This window comes from Bacteroidota bacterium (genome assembly GCA_016713765.1).
Classification (GTDB): domain Bacteria; phylum Bacteroidota; class Bacteroidia; order AKYH767-A; family 2013-40CM-41-45; genus Pollutiaquabacter; species Pollutiaquabacter aromativorans.
The window spans coordinates 527,721-550,768 of the sequence record JADJON010000001.1 but is presented as its reverse complement, the minus strand read 5'-3'; the positions used below and the strand labels follow the sequence as shown (position 1 = coordinate 550,768).

Annotated in this window: 19 protein-coding genes; 4 read left to right on the top strand and 15 right to left on the bottom strand. The window is 52.8% G+C overall.

The window, feature by feature from the left end; all coding sequences use genetic code 11:
• Positions 1 to 3 precede the first annotated feature (3 nt).
• The 4 genes from IPJ96_02200 to IPJ96_02185 form a co-directional block, all read right to left on the bottom strand.
• Complete coding sequence (locus tag IPJ96_02200) at positions 4 to 717, bottom strand: cation transporter (GenBank protein ID MBK7909160.1); 714 nt, start codon at positions 715 to 717, stop codon at positions 4 to 6.
• 90 nt (positions 718 to 807) lie between these two features.
• Positions 808 to 1,368: a helix-turn-helix transcriptional regulator gene (locus IPJ96_02195; GenBank protein ID MBK7909159.1), complete on the bottom strand. Its 561-nt coding sequence runs from the start codon at positions 1,366 to 1,368 to the stop codon at positions 808 to 810.
• 240 nt (positions 1,369 to 1,608) lie between these two features.
• Positions 1,609 to 2,571, bottom strand: coding sequence for a YncE family protein (locus IPJ96_02190; GenBank protein MBK7909158.1), 963 nt, complete (start codon positions 2,569 to 2,571; stop codon positions 1,609 to 1,611).
• A gap of 208 nt (positions 2,572 to 2,779) precedes the next feature.
• Positions 2,780 to 3,172, bottom strand: coding sequence for a hypothetical protein (locus tag IPJ96_02185; GenBank protein ID MBK7909157.1), 393 nt, complete (start codon positions 3,170 to 3,172; stop codon positions 2,780 to 2,782).
• A 39-nt stretch (positions 3,173 to 3,211) separates the two neighbouring features.
• On the opposite strand from IPJ96_02185, the gene IPJ96_02180 reads away from it, so the two are divergent.
• Positions 3,212 to 3,397 carry a hypothetical protein gene (locus IPJ96_02180; GenBank protein ID MBK7909156.1) on the top strand — a complete coding sequence of 62 codons (186 nt, stop codon included), beginning with the start codon at positions 3,212 to 3,214 and terminating at the stop codon, positions 3,395 to 3,397.
• 132 nt (positions 3,398 to 3,529) lie between these two features.
• On the opposite strand, the gene IPJ96_02175 is transcribed toward IPJ96_02180, so the two are convergent.
• From IPJ96_02175 to IPJ96_02165, 3 genes are all read right to left on the bottom strand, one after another.
• Positions 3,530 to 4,198, bottom strand: coding sequence for an FMN-binding negative transcriptional regulator (locus IPJ96_02175; protein ID MBK7909155.1), 669 nt, complete (start codon positions 4,196 to 4,198; stop codon positions 3,530 to 3,532).
• Between the two features lie 87 nt (positions 4,199 to 4,285).
• Complete coding sequence (locus tag IPJ96_02170; GenBank protein ID MBK7909154.1) at positions 4,286 to 4,954, bottom strand: hypothetical protein; 669 nt, start codon at positions 4,952 to 4,954, stop codon at positions 4,286 to 4,288.
• Positions 4,951 to 6,462, bottom strand: a complete 1,512-nt coding sequence (locus IPJ96_02165) for an alpha/beta fold hydrolase (protein ID MBK7909153.1) — start codon at positions 6,460 to 6,462, stop codon at positions 4,951 to 4,953. Before IPJ96_02165 ends, IPJ96_02170 begins: the two co-directional genes overlap by 4 nt.
• Before the next feature lie 134 nt (positions 6,463 to 6,596).
• On the opposite strand from IPJ96_02165, the gene IPJ96_02160 reads away from it, so the two are divergent.
• Positions 6,597 to 6,983 carry a helix-turn-helix transcriptional regulator gene (locus IPJ96_02160; protein ID MBK7909152.1) on the top strand — a complete coding sequence of 129 codons (387 nt, stop codon included), beginning with the start codon at positions 6,597 to 6,599 and terminating at the stop codon, positions 6,981 to 6,983.
• 158 nt (positions 6,984 to 7,141) lie between these two features.
• Here the strand turns inward: IPJ96_02160 and IPJ96_02155 are convergent, their stop codons facing one another.
• The 6 genes from IPJ96_02155 to IPJ96_02130 form a co-directional block, all read right to left on the bottom strand.
• Positions 7,142 to 9,235, bottom strand: a complete 2,094-nt coding sequence (locus IPJ96_02155) for a tetratricopeptide repeat protein (protein ID MBK7909151.1) — start codon at positions 9,233 to 9,235, stop codon at positions 7,142 to 7,144.
• Between the two features lie 61 nt (positions 9,236 to 9,296).
• Positions 9,297 to 9,893 carry a YdeI/OmpD-associated family protein gene (locus IPJ96_02150; GenBank protein MBK7909150.1) on the bottom strand — a complete coding sequence of 199 codons (597 nt, stop codon included), beginning with the start codon at positions 9,891 to 9,893 and terminating at the stop codon, positions 9,297 to 9,299.
• A gap of 38 nt (positions 9,894 to 9,931) precedes the next feature.
• The gene (locus tag IPJ96_02145) at positions 9,932 to 10,585 is read right to left on the bottom strand and encodes an epimerase (protein MBK7909149.1); all 654 of its coding nucleotides are present in this window, start codon (positions 10,583 to 10,585) and stop codon (positions 9,932 to 9,934) included.
• A 234-nt stretch (positions 10,586 to 10,819) separates the two neighbouring features.
• Entirely contained in the window at positions 10,820 to 12,415 is a 1,596-nt protein-coding gene (locus IPJ96_02140; GenBank protein MBK7909148.1) for a T9SS type A sorting domain-containing protein, read from the bottom strand.
• A 467-nt stretch (positions 12,416 to 12,882) separates the two neighbouring features.
• Positions 12,883 to 13,830 carry a hypothetical protein gene (locus IPJ96_02135; GenBank protein ID MBK7909147.1) on the bottom strand — a complete coding sequence of 316 codons (948 nt, stop codon included), beginning with the start codon at positions 13,828 to 13,830 and terminating at the stop codon, positions 12,883 to 12,885.
• Positions 13,831 to 14,056: 226 nt separating this feature from the next.
• Entirely contained in the window at positions 14,057 to 15,847 is a 1,791-nt protein-coding gene (locus IPJ96_02130; GenBank protein MBK7909146.1) for a beta-lactamase family protein, read from the bottom strand.
• A 120-nt stretch (positions 15,848 to 15,967) separates the two neighbouring features.
• Between IPJ96_02130 and IPJ96_02125 the strand changes: the two genes are divergently transcribed.
• Positions 15,968 to 16,858 carry a glycosyltransferase family 2 protein gene (locus tag IPJ96_02125; GenBank protein ID MBK7909145.1) on the top strand — a complete coding sequence of 297 codons (891 nt, stop codon included), beginning with the start codon at positions 15,968 to 15,970 and terminating at the stop codon, positions 16,856 to 16,858.
• A gap of 148 nt (positions 16,859 to 17,006) precedes the next feature.
• Positions 17,007 to 19,172, top strand: coding sequence for a tetratricopeptide repeat protein (locus tag IPJ96_02120; protein ID MBK7909144.1), 2,166 nt, complete (start codon positions 17,007 to 17,009; stop codon positions 19,170 to 19,172).
• A gap of 151 nt (positions 19,173 to 19,323) precedes the next feature.
• Here IPJ96_02120 and IPJ96_02115 read toward each other — a convergent pair whose 3' ends face one another.
• Complete coding sequence (locus tag IPJ96_02115; protein ID MBK7909143.1) at positions 19,324 to 21,177, bottom strand: alkaline phosphatase family protein; 1,854 nt, start codon at positions 21,175 to 21,177, stop codon at positions 19,324 to 19,326.
• 260 nt (positions 21,178 to 21,437) lie between these two features.
• Positions 21,438 to 22,817 (bottom strand): HAD-IB family phosphatase, encoded by a 1,380-nt coding sequence (locus IPJ96_02110; GenBank protein ID MBK7909142.1) that lies wholly within the window; start codon positions 22,815 to 22,817, stop codon positions 21,438 to 21,440.
• Positions 22,818 to 23,048: the final 231 nt, after the last annotated feature.

The window sequence follows — 23,048 nt, the reverse complement described above, 5'->3', positions numbered from 1 at the left end:
ATGTCAGATTATTTGAATTAACATGATGCCCGACATAGCAATCATCAGCGCATCTTCAATAATAGTAACAGTGCTCATGGGTAAATTGAAAACTGCTCCCAAACAAGCGCATTGAATTTTCTTTTTGTTCAACACGCTTTGCAAAACACCAATGATGCTTACCGACATTACAATAAATGTTGTGGCATTTGTAATCAGCGGATTGAAGTTGACAGCATAAGCAATTCCTAAAGCGAGTTCAATAAAGGCATAGAGGTAAGCCCAAATGGGAATTCGTTTGGCAATTACATCATACATGACATAACTTTCGGCAAAGCCCGATAGATTGAGCATTTTGAAAAATGAAAAAGTGAGAAAGAACCCCGCCATAAAAATCTGCATGAAGTGCATGGCGTGAATTGCTCCATTGTGAAATGAAGCGATGAAAGAAACAACGGTGATGTAAGCGAAGATTAAAAGAATTGGTTTGTAAATGGCGAACCATGACTTGGTTTGTTCAGCCGCTTCGCTGTGATGTTCTGCTGAAATAGTGTAGTTGCCTTTTGCTCCAATTGCTTTTTGCAGTTCTGATAAAGCAATGTGTTTGTCCATTGAAATGGTTGCTGAGGTTCTTGTAACTTCTACATTGGTTACATCGGGCAATGTGAGTAAAGCACTTTTTACTTTGGCTTCGCAACTGCCGCAGGTCATTCCTGTAATTTGATAAGTATGTGTCATGTTGTTTTATTTTTTTGTTTAACAATGGCACAAAGTTGCATCGGTATTACGCCAAAGGCGTTATACAATTTTTGAAATGATTTATATGTTTTACAGTTCTTCAAGCGGGTTGCGTTTTTTTTCTTTCAGTTGTTTGAAATGCGAAGGGGTAAAGCCCGTTACTTTTTTAAACTGTGTGCTTAAATGCGCCACGCTGCTGTAATTGAGTTGGTAGGCGTTTTCGCTCAAGCTCAATTCATCGTAAACCAATAATTCTTTTACCCGTTCAATTTTTTGCGCGATGAAATACTGTTCAATAGTTGTTCCTTCTACCTGTGTAAACAGATTGCTGATGTAAGTGTAATCTTGGCGTAGTTCTTTGCTTAAATAGTCGGACAGGTTTGTTTGCAGTTGGTTGTTTTTGTTTTGCACCAAATCAACAATCAGGTTTTTGATACGTTCTATAATGACACTTTTTTTATCGTCTAATAAAGCGAAGCCGAATTTTTGCAGCGCGGAATGAATGTCCTGTCGTTGGTAGCCCTGTAAGTCGTCTGCTATTTCTACTTCGCCCAACTCAACCGCAAGGGGGCGAAGCCCAAGTTTCTCCAACTCAGACTTCACCACCATTTTACAACGGTTACAGACCATGTTTTTGATGAAGAGTTTCATCTGTTATTCTTTTTTTACCAAGTCCATGTTGCAAACGGGGCATTGTCCGGGCTTGTCGTAAGTTTTACCTTTTTCGCAGTCCATCGGGCATTGATACAAAGCTGTAGTTTGCGTGTTATCTGTTTTGGTTTCTGTTTTTTGCGAATTGTTGCATGATGCAAATGCTAATGTTGCTATCATGGAAAATAGGATTACGGTGTTTTTCATTTTGTTTGTTTTTATTGATTGATAGATTTTGAATTACTGTTTAATGACAATGCCGTTGGGTTTAGTGCCTACATTGATGGTTGCTGTAACCGCATGAGTAGCTACATCAATAACCGAAACCGTGTTTGCGCCCTGATTGGTAACATACGCTTTGCTGCCATCGGCAATAAAAGCTATGGCATGAGCATCTGCTCCGGTTGTAATGTTGCCCTGCAAATTCCAGTTAGTTCCGTCAAAAGTGTAATATGCAACCTTGCCGTTGGTAGCATCGGAAACCCACAACTCACTATTTGAAGAGTTGTAAGCAGCATACCCGGGTTTGAAACCAAGATTGATGGTAGCGGTAACGCTCATGGATGAAACCGTAATTTCAGAAATGGTTTGGCTCGTTTCATTGTCCACATACATTTTGCCGTTGCTTGCCGTCCATGCGCCAACAGGGTCTTGTCCAACGGTAAGCGTAGTGTGTATCATTTTGCTGTTGGCATCAATGAGGGAAACGGTTCCGTCATCTGTATTACATGCAAAAGCCATTGTGCCGTCTGATGAAAAAGTAACTTCTGAAAGCCCTGCGCCTACATTAATAGTGTTTTTCAAAGACCAGTCCGAAGTATTGTAAACCAAGACCTGACTTTGAATGCTGTCGGATTGACCCAACCAAAGTTCTGTTCCCGAAGGATTGAAAATTGCATTGTGTGGCATTTTGTTGAGCGCAATTTCTTTGTCAATCATTCCGGTAACGGCATCAATGATTTGAACTTTCAAACCTGCGAGTGTGCCACCATGGCCGCCATGCCCACCGCTTAAATCGGTGCTGGTGATAGCCACTGCCAATTTTGTTTTAGCAGGGTTCAGGGAAATATGATGCGGATAGGTTGCGCCATTCAGTGAAATAGTTTCGGTTACGGTGTTGTCGGCAAGTTTGACAACCGAAATGTTGTTGGAACTGCCATTGACAATGTAAGCGGCAGGATAGTCAATGTTGAGCATATCCATGTCGTGGTCGTTGCCGTGGTCTTTCTTGCAAGAAGAAATACTAACGATAAGAGCAAGAGCAGCGATAGCTGCTGTTGGAAAAATTGATTTTGTGATTTTCATTTTTACTGTTTTTGATTTTGAATAATGATTGAAACTGTCGGGCTGATAAAAGCACAACAAGCCGATACACTTTAAAAGTGTCGGCTTTAAAGCAAAAACAGTAAAATCAAATTCGGAAAACGAGATAGCGGATGTAAAGCGGATGCTTTAAGTCATCAGGCGGATGTGCGCTATGGTCAAACTCGGTTGAAAGAAGCGGAGTTTGATAGTCAAAAGTCAGGTTGGTAATAAGTGCAGGTTGAAAGTCAGAAACCTTTATGATGTTACAGAAAACCTGTTGCGTTTTTTGCTGCTCGTCATCCAACTTAATTGTAGCGGTTTCGTCTTTGCAGCAGTCCTTTGGCATTTTCTTACTGCCGCAGGGACATTTGTGTTTGGTGTCAAACGGATTGAATGAAACTGAAGTAACCTTACCACCGCAGTAATGAGCCGAAACCGTTACCCCGATGGCGGGTATCAGGTAAAGGAACATTAAGAGTATGACGGCAATTCTTTTCATTCAGTCGCTTAAACGCTACGGCAAAGGTAATATTGTTTTATGATTGAAAGTTTATTGTTTCCGCAAAAGGTTTATTCATATCACTGCACTAAACAAAGCGTTGGCGGTTTGGCTCTTTTGACTTTGCCTTCGGGTTGGCTTGTGCGCTGGCAGGCAAAGGCAAATGTGCCAAACTTGCGAGGCATTAAAAACTTCAATTTATTTTTGCGCGTGGGGAAAAAATAAAAATACGAAGCAGGGTCTGTCGATGAAAAGGGTGTGTCCCGAAGTCGGAAAAGTTGTCTTGTCCTATTATTAAAAGTCCGTCAGTTTGATAACAGCACGGTCGCAAAATAGGGTTTCCGGTAACAGTATACTTTACGAATCGAATCTAGATCCATCCCACTCCACCCCCGGTGGAAACAACTCCGCCTGTCGCTTTCTCATCTCTGCCGCGATGAGGGCGCTTTCACCTCCGCGCTCCTCCAACCGGTCGATGATGTTCCGATAACTCTGCTCGTCGCGGTTCTGGCTCAACTTGAAAACGTTTTCGAACTGTTCCGCCTTTAACTCAAATCCGACAATCGCCGGCATCATCTTATGGAGAAAGGAATCCGGCAGGTTATCGTAGATGGTCTTGGAGCTGGTGTTTCCTCCTTCAAACTTCAGGGTGAATTTCCGCATGAACTCGACCAATTCAGCATCCGACATGAATTCGATCGTCCCACCGATGTGAATGCTCATGTAGTTCCAGGTCGAACCGATCTGCGGATTGCTGTACCAGGAAGCGCTCACGTAAGCGCTCGGGCCGGTGAAGACGAGCAGGGCCTGGGGATTTTCTTTAAACGCCTTGTGGTGATCGGTGTTCCGCATCAAATGGCCCTGCAGGTATAATTCACCGTCACGTTCTTCGAACAAGACAGGCAGCTGGGTCGCCACCTGTTTGCCCGTTAAGGTGCTTCCGGTCAGGAACGCGAAGGGATGCTCCTCCATGAAATGCAGGAGTCGCTGCCGGTCCTGCTCTTTGAAATAAGAAAAGTTGTACATAACGCCGGATAAACGAACGTATCGATACGCCCGAAGCACAAGATACTAAGCTTCCTGCGATTCTTAGGAACCGGTTGTGCACAGGGGTCACCGAAAATCGTAGCGCAGGAACAGTCCGGTGTTCTGCGTACCGGTATATTCGTCGCGACCGGCTTCGGTCAGGTCGATGCCGGCTCCGAACTGAAAGGCGGAGCGCATGAGCCCGAGCCGAAAGCGTTGTGTAAAAGAGCGGTTCTCGTTCGCTTGCGACGGAAAAGCGCTGATCGATTCGGCCTGAAGAAAGAGTTGGTAACGCTCCGTGATCTTCGGAGTATAGCGAACGAGCAGGAAATGATCCACCACGGGCTCGTTGTCCGGTTCGCTCACCAACCAGGTGAAGAGGGTGACTTCCTTTCGCAACAACACGTATTGTACACCGGCTTTGGGATACAGGCCGCGGTTCAACAACTGCACCACCGCCACGGGAGCTACGCCTTTCAGCTTCGGGGCGTTGTAGCTGAACGCTTCGGTCAGTCCGAACGAAGGCAGATTGGTCGTCGAAGTGATCTTGTAGTCGACCGAAGCGCGCGTCCGGCTGAAGAAGAGAAAACGCGAGGGCTGGTCGTTGGCATTTCGAAAAAAATGGAAGAACAAGGCATCGAAGGTCGCCTTCTTGTCGCCGCCGAACGCTTCGACCGGCAACTGTGCCCCGGCCTTGCCCGCAGTTGCGAGCAAGACCAGGAGCAGACAGGCGCGGGAGAGGATCCGTGCGATCATTGGATTCCGCGGATGATGTTGACGAACTCTTCGGGTCGGACGACAAACGGCAGGTGGGACGTTTCCAGTTCGTATACCTTGCGGACGGTTCCGTTCTCGCGGATCATCTGCTGTTGCAGCGCGTAGGGTACGGCCTTGTCGTTTTTCGTGCTGAGATAGTACTTCGGTACTTTGGCAAAATTGGCACCGAGCATCACCGTATCGTTGAACGCCTTCACCGGGTCCGGACGGTGGTATTTCACGAGCACATCTTTCATGTAGGCCGGACAATCCTCGCAAACGACGGTCGGCAACACGTCCTTCTTCACACCGATCAGGGTATAATCGCTGTTGAACTCGAAAATGTCGAGGGGTTGTCCGTTGAGGAACCGGTTCACGATCCCGTTGAGGCTCTCACCGTTCTTTGGCAGGAAGGCGGATACGTAGATCAGCTTATCGACCTTCTCGGGCATTGTTTCCGCTACGCGGGAGATAATCATGCCCGCCATCGAATGGCCGACGAGCGTGACTTTTCCGGGATGGCGATTGATAGCATCTACAACGGCGCGTTCGTAGTCTTTCATGCCGATGCTCTTGCCATCGCTCAGGTCAACACCGTGCGCGGGCAGGTTAACGACTTCCACATTGGCGTGTACGGCGAGTTGATTGCGCACGAATCCCCAGGCGCTTTCGTCGGCCCAGGCGCCGTGAACCAACACATAGGTCGGATAGCGCTTGCGGTCTTCTTCCAGTGCCTGCAACACCAGTTCGGCTGCTTTGGCTCCGCTGTTCTGTTGCTGTCCGGTGATCAGGTTGCCGTCGCGCACGGCAAAGGCGGAGAACGGCGCCGCGTCTTCGTATCGGCTGTTCGGCATGCGGCGTGCCAGGTCTTCGATGCGGAACGGCTGGATCTGCTTACCGACGTAGTTGTCGGCATACTGCTCCTCTTCGGAAGCGAAACCGGTCCAGCGCTTACCTTCCACCAGGTACTTGCCGTTGGGAAGTTTCGCTTCCAGCAGCAGGCAGGTGCCGTGACAGATGGCGGCGGTGGGCTTTCCCGTTTGGTAGAAATCGGTGAAGAACTTTTCCACCTGCGGATTCTTGTAAAAAGTGTACATCGGTCCCTGACCGCCGCAGACGAAGATGGCCTTGTAGTCGGCCGGGTTCACGTCCGACAGCTTTTTCGTATTCCGGGTCATGGCCATCCTCGCCGAGTCTTTCTTGAAGCCGAGCGAGATGTAATCGAAGGCAGAATAACCGCTGGCGTCTTCGGGGTCGCTGAAACTGTCGAAGAAAAGAGCACCGCCTTCGGGCGTGGCGATGTCGACGGTGTAACCCGCTTCGGAGAATGCCCAGTACGGGTGCGTGAGTTCCGCGTACCAGACCCCGATGGGCCAGCCGGTCTGTTTGCTGACACTCTGGTTGGAAGCGATCATAAGGATCTTGCCGTTGTGGCCGGCATTGTGTTGCGCGTAGGCCGCCGTCAGGGCAAGCAGGAAGGCGCAGGAGAGGAGGAGGCGTTTGATCATGGTGTTCGTCGTTGTTCGGGGACAAAATTCGGCACAGCAGGATCCACTTCGCCTATTACTACCTGAAAGTATAATACTATCTTTATGGAAAGTATTGGATCCTACCCCGTCCGACAGCTCTACTTTTATCCGCCATGCCCGATTTCGTTTACGACCACAAAGTCTATTACAACCCGGTGGAATTCGCCTTGCTCTTCATCGGTGGCACCTGGAAGATGCCGATCCTCTGGCGCCTGAACCAGGCGACGATGCGTTACGGCGAACTGAAAAAAGCGCTGCCCCACATCACCCACAAGATGTTGTCGTCGCAACTGCGCGAACTCGAACAGCATGGACTGGTCGCTCGAAAAGTCTATGCCCAGGTACCCCCGAAAGTCGAGTACAGCATCACCGCCAAGGGCAAGCGTACGATCCCCCTGATCACGGCGATCCGTAAGTATGGGCTGGAGATGATGAAGGAGAAGGGTATTGATACTTCGAAGGATGGCGCTTCCGGCAAAAAGAAAAATCGGAAGGGTTGAGGAATCCGGTTGATAACAACCTGACACACGACCTCGTTTAGCCGCAGCAATGGTGCGGCCGGGAAACACTTTAGCACCGGGTCATCTTGTCCCTTCTAATGAATCATTCCCGGTTCGGAGGGGATAGCGGAAGTCAGGGGCCACCAGGCTCCCTTGATCTACTCCTCTACAAAGTACATATTGATCTGCCCTTTATGCTTCGCTTCAATCATTCCGCGATGGATACACTTGAATCTGTGCCTCACCAATGCATACGTGTTCTCGCTGATATTCACCTTACCGACCTCACCGGACGATTCCATTCGGGCCGCGATGTTCACGGTATCGCCCCAAATATCATACGCGAATTTTTTCACGCCAACGATTCCCGCCACGACAGGACCGGTATGGATGCCGATTCGTATTTCGAACACTTCTCTTCCGGCAGCTTTCCGTTCAGAAGACAACTCGGCCATGAACTTTTGAATTTCAAGAGCGGCATTCACAACATCCATGGCATTGGTCTTATTGGCAATCGGTAAACCTCCGGCACACATATAGGCATCCCCGATCGTCTTGATCTTCTCAATATTATGCTTGGAGATGATCTGATCGAATGCCTTAAAACAGGTGTGGATCTCGTTTACCAGCTCTGTCGGACTCAAACGTTCGGAAATGAGTGTGAAATTTTTAAAATCCGTGAACATCACCGTTACATCATCGAACAAACGCGCATCGGCACTTCCTTTGGTTTTCAACTCCTCCGCTACTTCTTCAGGCAAAATATTCAAGAGTAATTCGTCACTTCTCTGCTTTTCCTGACTGATCTGGATCTTCTGTCGACGCGTGACGAGGAAGCGATTATAGATGAAGCCTCCGAATACAAGGGTCATTATTAATCCACCCCAAAGTGCCAGTCGCTGTGCCCGCTCCTTACGGAGCCGTTCGGTGACGAGTTGTCGTTCGGCCACATTCCGAATGCTGTCTGCCAGCGCTTTCCGGTCGTAATCGTATTGCAACTGACGTCTGATCAGATTCTTCCGCAGCTCCCGATTATTGATGCTGTCATTCATCCGTGTATATAAATACAGCATGTCAAACGCCTGTGGATACATGCCAGCTCCTTTGTAGGCCGACACAAGGCTTTGCGCCGAATTGCGAATGTTCTGCGGATACCCCAATTCCTGACTCAATCTCAGGGCGTCCCGCCCGAAGGAAATCGCCTTAGGAAAATCTTTCTGCATAACATAGATGGCACACAGATTATAATAGTCTTGAGATAAGCCGTCCTTTTCATTCAACAATTGGTGAATGGACATAGCTTGCCGTGAGTAACGCTCAGCCTCATCCAGTTTCCCGGTCAGGCGACAAATAAAGGCCAGGTTGACAAGCGCTGCCGCCATTCCCGACTGATCATTGATCGCCCTGAACTGCTCCAGGCTCAACTTGCTGTACCCGACTCCTTTGACCGTATCTTCTCTTTGGAGATACATGTACCCCAGTGTCAGAAGGGTATGTCCAATGCCGGTCTTGTTATCGACCTGCCTGCACAATGCAAGGCTTTTCAATTCGAATTCCAGCGCCTTGTCCAGATCACCCTGATCCTGGTACAATAGTCCGAGATTGGCGAACACCTGTGCCTGTCCTTCGATATCTTTTACCTGCTCGTACTCCTTTAATGCGCTGTAATAATACTCGGATGCAAGTTGAATTTTTCCCTGATCCTTAAAGACATTACCCAGGTTGATCCTTGATTGGGCAGCGGATGATTGATCGGCCGCGTCCTCCAAAAAGGAAATACTCTGTTGATAGAAGTGGATCGCGCTATCGAGCTGACCTATTGTTCTATATGCGTAGGCAAGGTTGTTACACGTGATGCCGGCTGCACTTTTATCGTTCGTTGAAGTACATAGCGCTAATGCTTTCCGGTATAATTCGATGGCTTCATATGTCTGCCCATGGGAATCCAGAAAATAGGCCGAATTGTTGAAGGCATTCGAGAGATAGCCATTGTATTTTCTTCGAAGGCTACTATCCAGACCCGTCGAATTGAGATTACGAAGGGAGATGGCTTCCAGTCGTTCGTTGTACTCCATCCAGATTCGATCATCGGGTTCATCTTCGATCATCCTTAATAGTAGGGCGCAACGTGACGTGTCGTGCCTGGTCCGGGCCAAAAGCGTTTCCAGCGAATCGGGGGGAATCACCTCCTGTGCGGATGAACCTACATGAACCAGCACGAGGAGCAACAATAGCAATCGGAGCTTTTTCATAAAACGATAAAAATTATAACTGCCTAATCAATCAAACTCGCGGCAATCCGTTGCCAGGCGGTTATCTATCCTGCATCCCCTTCCCCGCCATAATCTTCTCCCGATACTTCTCCACGCGCGCCACCCGTGTAGCGGCTTGCCTGGCGGCTTGAAAGAAGATGAGATAGCCGCGTTGCCTTCCCGGCGTAAGGGCCTTGAAGGCCGCGCCTAGCGCTTTGTCTTTGCGGAAGAGCTCCGCTACTTCTTTCGGAATCTCCGTCGTGCGGGTGGATTCGAAATCGAACTTCGTACCCGACTTTTCCAATGCGACAGCTTCAAGAATGTACTTCTTCAAGACAGGCGCCAGTTTCGACACCTGCTTCGCGTCGGTGATGCGCACGATGCGAGCGGAGCGTGTGTTCTCCCCCGCTTTCTCTAAAATGCCTTCCGGATCCTTCAAGAGGGCTCCCTTGAAAAACGACATGGTGCAGAAATCCTTGAAGCCGCCCAGGATCAATACGTTGTTACCCTCGTACGTGTAACACGGCTGGTACCACTTGAACTCTTCGGTGAGCGGACTGTCCAGGGCGATCTTGCGGAGCAGGCTCAGCTCCTTTTCCCAGGGACCTTTCCGGGCAAACTGCTCGTCGACTTTCGGATGGGTGTTTTGCTTTGCCATTTGCAGATGATGGTTATTGGGAAGTCAGTCGAATAAATTCACTTTGACAAGGCCAGGATATCGCGTGTCTCCAGGATGTTTTTCGGATATCCGTTCGCTGCGGCGCGGATCATCGCACAACCCAGTTCCCGCAGCGTGAGGAAAAAACCGGGCGACAACGGACGCAGGAACGGATACAGGAAACCGTAATACTTATACGCCGGGAGCACGTTACGCGCGCCTTTCGACGGCTTGAGCATGGCTGGCCTGAAATTGTACACCGCCTTGAACGGCAACTTCATCAGGTCGTTTTCCGTCTTGCCCTTCACCCGTGCCCACATGAGCCGTCCTTTTTCCGAACTGTCGGTTCCCGAGCCCGAGATGTAACAGAAGGTCATGTTCGGGTTGAACGCGGCGAGTGTTTTCGCAAACGAAAGGGTGAGCGTGTAGGTGACCTTGTAGTAGTCGTCCTCCTTCATGCCAAGCGAAGAAACTCCCATACAGAACAGACAGGCATCGTAGCCTTTCAGCTGATCGACCAGGGGCGTGATGTCGTAAAAATCCGGATGCAGGATCTCGCGCACCTTCGGGTGCGAAACGCCCGCCGTTTTACGGTTGATCAACAGGACCTGCTCCACGAGCGGGTTGTGCAGGCATTCTTCCAGAACGCCTTCGCCCACCATGCCGGTGGATCCGGTGAGGATTACTTTCATATAGGTAACGACAAGCGAAAACCTGACAACACACTTCCTATCCGTATATAAAAGTAAGTTGTTTCATCCAGTATTCCCGACCAACGTGCTGAATACCGGTGTACTGAATACCAGAAACTAAAACGTGGAACGGCAAGCGCCTTCGATGAAAATGGTGAAAGAACTGCCGTCCGCCAGTTCATTCCACCAGAAGGCCAAATAGTCGGGGACGGACATACCGCTAATCAGGTACACTCAACGACCACTTCCGGTTTTCACCAGTCGGACGGTCTTGCTCCCATCCTGCCATTGAATCCTTAACAGGTAAACAGCCGGCGGAAAATCCGATAAGTCGAGTTGACGAAGGCCTGTGTTCTTTTCGAGCAGGAGTGTCCGGCCTGCCAGGTCCGTTACTTCGAAGTAAACGTCATGGCAGAAAGCCGGGAGGCGAAGTTGTATGAGGCCCGTGGATGGGTTGGGGAAAAGGACCGGCTCTTCCGGTAGATCTTCCTCCACCGTTGCACCACCTGCGGCTACACGGTAAAGGTCTTCTCCGGTACCATCGTAGTTGGCATCGAAATAGAGAAACCCTCCGCACAGCACGAATTCGTTGAACGCAGCCAATGGACCCGATCCGCTGCCCCCGGAAAAAGGCAGCAAGAGCGTACCACTTCCGGAGCCGTCGGTCGTCCACAATTCATAGCCGTTGCTACCTGCATCGGCGACAAAGAATAATTTCCCATCATATTCAACAGGATTCAAGGAAAAGGTGAAATAACCGGGCATGGATGAACCTGCCGGGTTGATGTCTTTCAACAGGAAAGTACCTCCTGCCGTGCCGTCCGACAACCAGGGTTCGCGACCATGCACACCATCCGTTGCACTGAAAAACAAGTTACCCCCGTACAGTGTAAAACCGATAGGATCTGCGTTCCCCGTTGGATGGATATCGCTCAACAGGCTTGTCCCGGTAGCGGTACCATCCGTCATCCAAACTTCTGTACCCGTGGTGCCATCTGCCGCTTCAAAGTAGAGTCGGTTGTTATAAGGAAAGAAGTGCCGCGGTGCGGATCCCAGTGTGCCGGGTCGCAGGTCCACCAACTGACTGGTACCGGAAGCGGTTCCGTCCGTCACCCAGACTTCGCTTCCGGTGAGTCCGTCATCGGCTGAAAAGTACAAGAAGCTGTTATACTCCCTGAATTCAGCGGGACTGGAATTCATCGAAGCGGTCATATTGATATTGGTCAGCAGACGCGTACCGGCTGGTGTTCCGTTTGTCACCCAAGGCTCAACGCCGATGCCCGGCTGCAGGTAGGCATAATACAACTCATCGTTGAAAATGTACGGATTGGCCGGGCTGCCACCGACACTGCTGCTGTCGACGAATAGCTGTGTATTGCCTGCCGTTCCGTCGGTCGTCCACCACTCGGATCCATGTACCCCGTCATTGGCAACGAAAAACAACCGGTTATCGAAGACTATCGGATACGAGAACGATCCGTTTCCTGCAGGATCAATGTCCTTTAGCATGACGGTCCCGGCGGCACTCCCGTCGGTAACCCAGATCTCTCGTCCGTGCGTTCCATCATCGGCGCTGAAATACACCTTACCGTCGTACACGATGAGGTTGTTGATGTTGGCATTCCCTGTTCCGGGGTTGATGTCTTTCAGCAGGCTCGTACCGCCCGGAGTTCCATCGGATTTCCAAATCTCCGCACCGTGCGTCGGTTCATAGGCGGAGAAAATCAATGTTCCACCCAAATCGATTTTCTGCGTCACCGAGGAGTTTCCACCCGGGTTGATGTCGCCAACCAATTCGACTGTCTGTGCCTGACTAACAACAGGTGACATCAAAAAGAACATAATAATTCTTAAGACCGAAGAGCGCGTAGTCGCCGCGTTAAAAATTCGAGACAGGCAGAAGATCGGCATGACGTCAGGCGTTTGAGTCAGTTCATAAGGATTCGCAAATGGCTCTTCAATTCAAGCGTCCAACGCATAATCCTACCAATTAAAATTACTCCATGTTATTCCGTTCCAGAATGATGTTTATCAGTTGTATAAGCAGAAAAAGTCACGTTTCGGGGCGCTCAGCTCGTAAACTAACCTACGCAACTTGATATACTTATACTCCAGCGAAAAACCAGGCCAAAGGCGTGACCGAGTGGAATGCGCGTTACCATAAAAACTCCTCTACTCTGTGTAGGATTCAGCGTAAAGTCATGCTTAGAGAGTAGACCATTCCATTCGTTGCTCATGGAAAAGCTATCAATAATTAATTTTCAACCGCCTGCTTGCGTTGCTGTTCAAGGATGGAGTCAATCCAAATCAAACTCACTCCGCAGGATCTTCAGCAGGGCCGTGTTGACTTCAATGTATTTCTGAATGTGCGTCTTGCGTGTCGAGCTGACGACGTTTTCCTTGAAAAAGTACAGTACACTGACAATGCTTTTCCGGTCCACCTGATCCAGGTTGTTCAGGTTGAAGTTGATAAACCGATCACTCCGTTCATATTCTTCGAGTCCTTCGAAAATGCTTTTGCCGTCCCTCTTCAGTTCGGCGTCAAACACGTAGTCGTAGTGCCGGATGACGATCGGATTGATGTATAGCTGGCGGTTGTCGTTCTCCAGTTCCTGCCGGTGATAGATGTTCTTGATTGCCACGGTCAATTCTCCGGTGAGACGCTGGAACTCCTCGTTCTTGAAATAGCGCAGCGAACCGGAATTCCTGAGCTGATCGAGCATGATGGTCCTTGGTTCGAACTGCGATGGCGACAGAAAGCTGATCCCGTATTCAAAGTTAATGGCAAACTGTTTCGGAACCGAGGTGAGGTTGCTATCCTGAAAATACCGGATCATATACATTAACGCGGCTTCCTGTTTCAACCTGTTCTGCACCTTGATCCCCGCGGTCACAGAGTCGTTTTTCAGTTCGGTATAAAAACTCCTGGCCAGCTCCTTTGCCCGGTCGCGCTCGATCTTGTGCTCCAGTTGGTACTCGGCCAAAAAGCCACAGAAGACCGCCAGAAACAGCATGAGAAATTCCCAGATATAGGATTTCCAGTTCTTCTTGCCGTGGGAATGCGTGTGATGGTGTACTTCCATAGAATTCTCTAACGGTACCTGAGGAATGGCTTCCGGATTGTTTACAGGGGGAATCGTCACCGGCGGCTCCTCCGGAGCAGTGTCGGATGGTGTTGCGGAATCCTCGTTCGGCTGCTTTTCAGCGTCCGGATCCTGGGCCGAATTCTTATCAGGTTCTTCCATGAGTTACCAACCGGTGCGGAAAATACGCAGATCGTACGGCATTGAGATGCTCCGAATACGATTCGTACGATACCAATCAGGATCGCCAATATAGCAGAAGATCAAGACTTCAAGAAGTCCCGGACGTTCTGCGTTATTGTATCGATCCTGACCCGCGCGTATCCAGCCCAGGGGATTTCAACTGCGCTTGTTGTCGTACCGAACAGACGGCGATGAAGCCGACCAGTCATTGCACGATCAGTTTTTCCCTGAACCGACGTCCGTTTTGCAATTCGCCGTGTACGATATAAAACCCCGGCATCAGGCCGTCAACGCGCGATTCCGGATGGCCGGGGCGCAAGGAACGCAGGATGCGTCCGCCCGAATCGGTGATGCGCAAGCTGCTGATCGGCTCCGGCGCGCTTATCGTGCATGCGCCGGGAGACGGGTTCGGAAATATCCGGATATACGCGGATGAAGTTGTCGCGATACCGCTGTGGCGAAAGACCACACAGGCGGAGGTATCCGTGCAACCGTCGAGCGTCGCGATCAGCGCGTAGTCGCCGTCGTTCGAGGGATGCAATACGGCCGATGTATCGCCGGGTAGGATCATGTAACCAAGGCCGCAGTCTACCCATTGGTAGGTGTCGGCAACCGAGTCCGCGATGACCGTGTTCCCCGATTGGGACGCGCTGACCGGTACGCGTTTCACGACGACCGGAAAGAATACGCTTGCTCCGTCGCCGTAGGCGTTGGTGCCGTGCACCGAGATCGTACCGGAAACCGCCGAGGTGTCGATGTACACCTGGATCGTGTTGGTCGTGCTGTTGCCGATGAAACCGGCAGGAAGCGTCCAGACATAGTCGGTCGCGTTCGGAATCGGTGGGACCGTGTAAATCTGCGCGGCATCTTTACTGCATACGGTGGCGGGACCGCTGATCGCGCCGGTACAGCCCGGCACCTGGTTGACCAGCACCCGATAGAGGATGTACGTCACGGCTTCCATGCCCGATGGAAACGAATTGGAAAGTCCGCAGACAACGGCCTGCGCGCAGGTGTCGTAGATCATCTTACTGCGGTAACCCCAGGTGGAGCCGCCGTGTCCCCAATAAGTGAGACCCAGGGTGGTTTCGCGGTCGAGGCCGAGGCCGTAATCCATAACCGAAGAGGTTGTGGGAACGAAGCGCGTCAACTCAGTCATCGACGCCGGTTGCAGCACGTCTCCGCCGAACAGGGCACGATACCACTGGCACATCTCCCCGGCGGTGGAGAAGATCGCGCCCGCGCAACCACCCGCGCTGTTGAGTGCGGTGCGGGCGGTATCTTGATAGTCGACGCTGTTCCACCAGCGGTGCGCGAGCGTGCCGAGTTCGGGTTCGGCGACATCGTAGAAGGTGCTGTCGAGGCCAAGTGGGATCAGCAGGCTGTCGCGGATCAGTTGCGCGATGGAAAAACCACTCGCGGCTTCCGCGATCATGCCGGCGAGGATGTAGTTGACATTCGAATAGCTCCAGCTTGCGCCGGGCGCGAACACCGGCGGTCCCAGCCAGCTCAGCACTTCCTGCGATGTGAACACCCGGGTCGGGTTGGCGTTGATCGTATCCATCCAGGGTGAGGCGAAGATCGGGTCGGACACCCCGCTGGTGTGATTGAGCAACTGCCGGATGGTAATCGCGGAGTCGATGTACGGATGCGCGGGCAGCCAGGCCGATACCGAATCGTCGAGCGAGAGCAGTCCGTCTTCGGCCAACTTCAACATCGTGGCGGAGACGAACAGTTTCGTATTGCTCGCGATGCCGAATTCCATATCGGCCGTGATCGGCTGTCCCGCGTACGAATCACCGCTTTGTCCCTGCCAATAACCCTGCCCGGGCAGGTAAACACCAGCCGACATCCCTTTGATGTTCGGGATCGCGTTCACGTAGTAATCGAGTGAATCCTGCAACATGGCGGCCAGGTTCGCATTGAACGTCTGTGCCCGCAGACCGAAGCCGGTCAGCATCGAAAACAACAGCAGCAATCGAAGAAAATGTTTCATGGCAGCCTCGTTTCCCCGAAGATAATCATTTTGAAACCTACACGCAGTCTACTCCCGGAAGCACCGTAAAAAACCTACATTAGTGCAATCAAGCCTACCGTCAATTCCCACATACCCTGAATGGAGACCGCAGTTCCGCTGACCATCGTCATCCCCGCTTACAACGAAGCCGAGAATCTGAAGATCGTGCTACCTGATCTGCTCGAACTCTGTGAGCAGCACAATTGGAAGATCATGATCACCAATGACGGGTCGAAAGACGATACGCGAAATGTTCTCCAGTCGTTTGCCGCGAATCCCCGCTTGTCGGTGGTGCACCACAAGCTGAACAAAGGGTACGGTGCGGCGATCAAGAGCTCGATCGCGCGCTGTGATACGGAATATGTCATCACCGTCGATGCCGACGGACAACACCGGAAAGAGGACATTGTCAAACTCTTCGACACCATTGTCGCGCAGGACGCCGACATGGTCGTCGGCTCGCGGAAAGGAACCAAAGCGGCTTCCCGGATGCGGGCAGTCGGGAAATCCATCATCCGCTTCACCGCCAAACTCCTGCTGACCGTGCCGGTACACGACATCAACTCGGGTATGAAGATCTACCGCACCGAGTTGGCGCAAAAATACCTTCACCTGACGCCGAACCAGATGCCCTTCAGCGACATCATCACGCTCATCTTCATCAGCAACCGACACCTGGTGCTGGAGGTTCCCATCAAAGTGAACGACCGGCTGAAGGGAGAAAGTACGATCGGCATCCAGACCGCGTTCGAGACGGTGATCGAGATCCTGAACATCATCGTGCTGTTCAATCCGATGAAGATCTTCCTGCCGGTCTCGATCATCACCTTCCTCGCTTCCTGCGCCTGGGGGATCCCGATCATGCTGAAAGGCCAGGGCGTCAGCGTCGGCGCCCTGCTGGGGTTCATGTCGGCCCTGATCTTTTTCTTCCTCGGCCTCATTGCCGAACAACTGACGCTGATCCGCAAGAACCAAAAGCCGAACGATTGATTCGGCCCGGAGGCCCGGCTGCGAGAATTTGTCACCGGCCCCGTGCTGACAAATGTTTCTGGCAGGCTAACGGGCCCGGAATACATCGCCTCGGATTTGCATTATCTTTATCCGATTCTCCACAGCGCCACACGAACAAGTACCCCGTATGAACAAAGGAATGCAAAAGAAAAAAGCGGCCCATAAACCGAATCCGTCGAAGACCCATGCAGCACCGGCGGAAGCCGGCGGTTCGTCGATCTTCTCCGCCCTGCAACTGCTCCTCATCGCCTTTCTCGGGATACTGATCTATTCCAACTCCTTCGATTGTTCCTTTCACCTCGACGACCGGAACAGCATCATCGAGAATAGCGCGATCCGCGACCTCTCCGACGTCGGAGCGATTTGGAAATACTTCCCGACCCGCTTCATTCCTTATCTGACCCTTGCCTTCAACTACCAGCTCAACGGACTGGATGTCCAGGGCTACCACGCGGTCAACCTCGCGATCCACATCATCAACGCGTTCCTCGTGTGGTGGCTCACCGCGCTCCTGTTCAGGACACCGAACGGAAAACAATCTCCCCTTGCGAGCCGTCAACGGACGATCGCCTTTATCGTCGCGCTGCTGTTTGTCTCACACCCGCTGGCCACGCAATCGGTGACCTACATTGTTCAGCGACTGGCTTCGCTGGCCACCCTGTTCTATCTCCTGAGTCTGTGTTTGTACGTGAAAGCGCGCTTGAGTGAAACGAACGCGCGTCAGAAATACGGGCTCTTTGCCGGCGCGTTCCTGGCTGCGCTGCTTGGACTCCTCTCTAAAGAAAACGCGTACACGCTGCCGTTCGCGATCGTCCTGGCGGAGCTGTTTTTCCTGCGGACGGGAAAGCCGGCCGCCTATCTGAAAGACGTTCGCCTCCTTCTCCTGGTAGCCGGCATCGCGCTGGCAGTCTTCGCGCTATACCGTGGGTTCCTGTCCACCTCCGGTTCGGGCATCGGGTCGGGTGGTAATGCCGACAATACCAGCAGCGTCTTTTCGCCTATCCCGCCATCCGGTGGCACACCCTATACAGTCACCCCGACCAATTACCTGATGACGCAGTTCCGGGTCATCGTCAACTACCTGCAACTGCTGGCTTTCCCGACCGGACTCAACCTCGACCACGACATCCGGCCCTCAGAGCAGTTGTTTGAAGTCGGCACCCTGCTCTCGTTGCTGTTCCTGCTGGCGCTGCTGGCCCTGGCGATCTACGTCTTTCCGAAAAACCGGTTCATCTCCTTTGGCATCTTCTGGTTCTTCCTCACCCTGGCGGTGGAGTCGAGCATCATCCCGATCTCGGACTTGATGTTCGAACACCGGACCTACCTGCCGTCGTTCGGTTTTTTTCTGCTGATCACTGCGGGTATTTTCCAGGCGCTCTACTCGAAGTCCGGCGCGTTGACCTATGCCCTCTTCACCTTCATCATCGGCCTGAACTCCATGCTTACCTACCAGCGGAACAAGGTCTGGAAAGACGAGCTAAGCCTGTGGAACGACGTAGTCGCCAAGTCGCCCGAGAAGGCCAGGCCTTACCTGAACCGCGGAGTCGCGTACTGGACAGCGGGACAGACCGCGAAAGCGGTATCGGATTATCGAAAGGCGATCTCGTTGAATCCCGATTATTATGCCTCCGCCTATTTCAACCTCGGCGTAGCGGAAGCGGCGATGGGACAAGCGGATCAGGCGATCGAGCATTATACAAAGGCACTTGAGATCAGTCCGGACTACGCGATCGCTTTTGACGGGCGTGGAGTCGTGTACGGCAACCGGAAGGAATGGGACAAGGCCTTGCGTGATTTCTCCGAGGCGATTCGTGTCTCTCCCGGCTTCGCCAAAGCCTATTACAACCGGGGCAGTTTGTATTCGACCCGTTCGCAGTGGAAAGAAGCGATCAGCGATTACACCAAGGCGGTCGAGCTAGACCCGAAGTACACCGATGCCTATTGCAACCGTGGAGTGGCTTACGCCAATATCGGCGAGTGGGACCTATCGATCTCCGATTGTACGGCGAGCATCCGCATCGACCCGCGATATGTGAAAGCCTACTTCAACCGGGGCACCACCTTTCTGAACCACGGCAATCCCGGCGCGGCGGTCGCCGATTTCAGCAATGTCTTGCAGTACACACCCGGGAACGTGCTGGCCACCTACAACCGCGGACTGGCCTATCTGCAGCTCAAGCAATGGGATAACGCGATCAAGGATTTCACCCGCACCCTGCAACTCGATCCGGGCAACCAGAATGCCAACATCAACCGCGAATTCGCGAAAAGCCAATTGGCCGCAGGAGGATAAGCATTATACATAGTGGCGGACTGCGCGCTGGAACGGATACAACTATACTCGGCGTTTGGGGTAGCGCTTAACATTCCGCCGAACGGGTAGTACGCACGCTCTCCGATCCTGCGCAGTACTTGAGGAATAGGACAACACGCATCCCGCGCACTCACTGCCGCACCAATCGGTGATACTCCACGCGATCACCGCTCCGCACTTCGACGAGATAGATCCCCGGCGGAAGCTGGCTGCAGTCGAGGGTCAATTCCCGTTCGCCTTTCCGAATCACCGGGACCGCTACACGCTCACCAGTTAACCGTACAACCCGGCAGGACGGTGATTCGGTCTCACCGAACCGGATAGTCACGCGGTTGTTGGCGGGGTTGGGAAACAGCAAGCTAGAAGTAGCCGGTGTCGTGGCGGCGGAGAAGCCGGTTGTCGTGCAGAGGGAAAAAGGCGTCGCCCCGTCCAGTTGCCAGGACGGTTGTACCGGAATGCAAAGGTGATCCAGCACGATCGGCACGATGTCGACCATGCGGGGCATGTCGGAATCGTCGGTGCAGACGAGGGCCAGGCTGATGGTCTGCCAGAGCGGCGCGCCAATCAGTTGCAGCGCGTTGGCGTTCGTACTCGCGTCCTGCGCGGTGGTGCCGGTATTCTCGTCGAACTGCCAGTGCCCGATGAGGTTGGCAGCATTCGGATGGGTGGCATCCAGCGAGCGACAGGTCCAATCGCTCAGCGTGGTGGGATCTACCGCGGTGTTCCACAGCCGCACTTCATCAACGGCGCCCTGGAAATAGTTCGGATAGTTAAGTGTACCATCCTGTCCGACCGCGAGCGGAAAGCCCGTGCCGACAGCGCCCAGCAGGCTCGCATCGACCGAATCGACGAGCGCGCCGTCCTGAAAGAGCCGGGCGTAACCGTTTCGTTCGACAGTCAGAGCTAGCTGGTGCGGCCGACCGTCGCTGATCGTTCCGCCGTTGAGGTCGATGCGGTTCGCGCCGTCGCCGATATTGGCTTTCCATCCGTACCCGTCGCTGCGTGCAGCGATCACAAAGCCGGGGTTGAGACCGCTGTTCCAATCCTTATCCGAAACGATTGCCGGATCGCCGCTCCAGCCGTTGGTCTGGATCCTGCATTCGACCGTGAAGTCGGTGCTCGTGCCGAAATCGTACGCCGGCAGCGCGCTTGCCGAACCATACTGAGTGGATCCGTCGAGTTGGATGGAAGGCGTTAGCGGGGCGTTGGTCGTGAGCGGTGTGAGTTCCTGAACGGGCAACCCGCCTCCGCTCAGGATGAGGAAGATGGTTTTCTCTTCTTCGGTATTGCCGCCATGACTGGTGCCGATGCCTCCGTGGTCGGTGCTCACCAGGACCAGCCAATTCTCGAGCGCGAAAGTCGGTCGGGCACGCAAGGCCTTGAGAACCGTCCGGACATGCCCGTCCACCCCTTCGATGGCCGACAGGTACAGCGGGTTGGTCGGGCTGAAACCGCTGGCGTGTCCTTCGTGGTCGACATCGTCGAAGTGCAGAAACACGACGTCGGGATCCTGCGCCGATAAAAGATTGGCCGCCGTCGTGGCTACGCCGATGCCCAATCCGGGATTGGAGATCAGGTCGGCCAGGTTGACGATATAGTCGTTCACGGGAGCCCACTGGCAGATCGAAGCCGTGTAGAGCGAAGAATCGAACGCTTCGACCCGATTGAAGAAATGCGGGTAACTGGTAAAGTTGGCTCCGCTGAAGGTATTGTCGGTAACGCCATGCTTGGTGTACCACACACCGGTAAGCATGCTGCTCCAGCCGGGGCCGCTCCAGGTCGGATAGATCGTGCGCGCGTGCAGGGAGAACGTGCCCGAGCTCATCAACGAATCCAGCGTTGGCGTATTGGCCGCCATCAAAGCGTCCGGCCGACAACCGTCGATGCCGATCATCAGCACCCTATGAGGCGATTGGGCATAAACACGGCTGATGAACAGGAAGCTCAGCAAGAGCAGACAGGTACGCAGGAACGGGCGGGACACGGGGTGTTCGGTAAGGAGTGGTACGCAGGGGATTACAAGATAGAAATTCCCGGGATGAATGTTGGCGTCCTCGCACAGTAGTAAATGCAGTGCAGCGACTACTCGCATTCCACCAAAATGCATGAACGCACCACTACAGTGACGGAGCGGAATGTTAGCGCCTTCTCTGTGTAGTAAAAAGTAGTGCTGCAGCAGAGCGCGTTCCACCCAGAGACTGATTTACAGCGTAGGTGCATCGGGGGGAATGCGCGCTGAAGCCCTCAGCCTGCCAGCTCAAGCAGCGGCTCAAAAGTCGGGCGGGAGATGACGAGGTCGGCGTGGTGGTTGAGCAGTTCGTCTTTTGAGCAAAAGGCGATACCAATGCCCGCTTCCTTGATCATGCACAAGTCGTTGGGTCCATCGCCGATGGCGATGGTGTTCTCTTTCTTGATGCCGTATTTGTCAAGCAGGCTAAGGAAGGCGTTGGTCTTACAAAGGGTATGCCGGCATCGGCTGTTCGGTTGCCCGAAGAAAAAGGAGGGCAATTTCACCTCGCCGGTGCAGACACTCTTGGAGAATTCCAGTTCATTCGAAAGCGAGAAATCCATGCCGAGCTTGTTGCGGACGTGGGTGGTCACACAGTCGTAACTGTCGGAGATGATCCCGACGATGTAACCGCGTTCTTTCAGTCGGCCGACAACCGCTGCCGCTCCATCGACTATGGGGATCGCGTCAGCCACTTCCATGAGTTCGTTGAGGCTGATCCCCTTGAGCAAGGGCGCGATCTTCTTGGTGAGCGTGACCGGGTCGCCGGCGGCGGAGCGAATATTCATCAGTTCATCGCGGAAGCCGAACGTCTCAGCGCAACGGTCGATGAAACGTCCGCGCAGGAGGGTGTTATCCATATCGAATACGATAAGCTTCTCGAGCTGGCTGAGCCGGTCTTCGAGCGCGAACTCCATCTGCGAACGGATCTCCTGCAGTACCCCGAGCTCTTCCACGTTGAAATTCGGGTTGCGGGTATCCGCGGCCTTCAAGATGATCGTGCGGGCAACCTCGCGACTCATCTTGCCGAGCGCCTGCCAGGGCTTGCTCTTGTTCTCGAGGTAACCGATCTCCACCTCTTTGAGGCGGACATTGCGCAGGTACATGTCGATCAGGATACCGATGTCGACGCCATAATCGTCACTGAACTCGAGTTCCGCCAGCAGGTTTCGCCGCCCGGCGATCATGCCGCTCAGGGGTTGTGAAAAACGCAGCAGGTCGGGGAAGAAGATGCTCAACAAAGGTTTCGCCACCAGCTCTGTGACACGGCCCGCGTTACGGCTGAAAGCGGCTTTGACAAAATCGGCTTCGCCGTTGAGCAGCGGCTTGGCTAGCAGGTCGATGGTGTAATGCGGATAGGGATCGATGTCTCCATCGAGAAAGAGTACGATTTCGTTCGAAGCGGCCAGCGTGCCCTCTTTCAAGGAGGCGCCTTTGCCCAGGCGCGAGCTCGTGATCACGCGGGCACCAGCTTCCCGGGCCTGCTTCACCGTAGCGTCAAGCGACTTATCATCCACGACGATGACTTCGTTCACCTGTTTCCGGCTTCTAGCGTAGGCAACGACATTTCCGATCGTATCCTCTTCGTTCAAAGTAGGGATCACAACTGTAATCATGCAGTAATTTGTTTATGGACATCGCGGTTGCCGGCACCAGCACGGCCCAAAAAGCGAAATCCCGGTTAGTAAAAGATCCGGCGAAACGGATACTTGGTAATGTACGAAAATATTTTCACAAAAGCAAAGCGACCATCATCACGCCAGGAAAAAACTTCGTGCTCGACTATCACGCAATCCGAACACTCGAACCACTAGAATGGTAGGGCGGAATGTTTGCGTCCTCCTTAA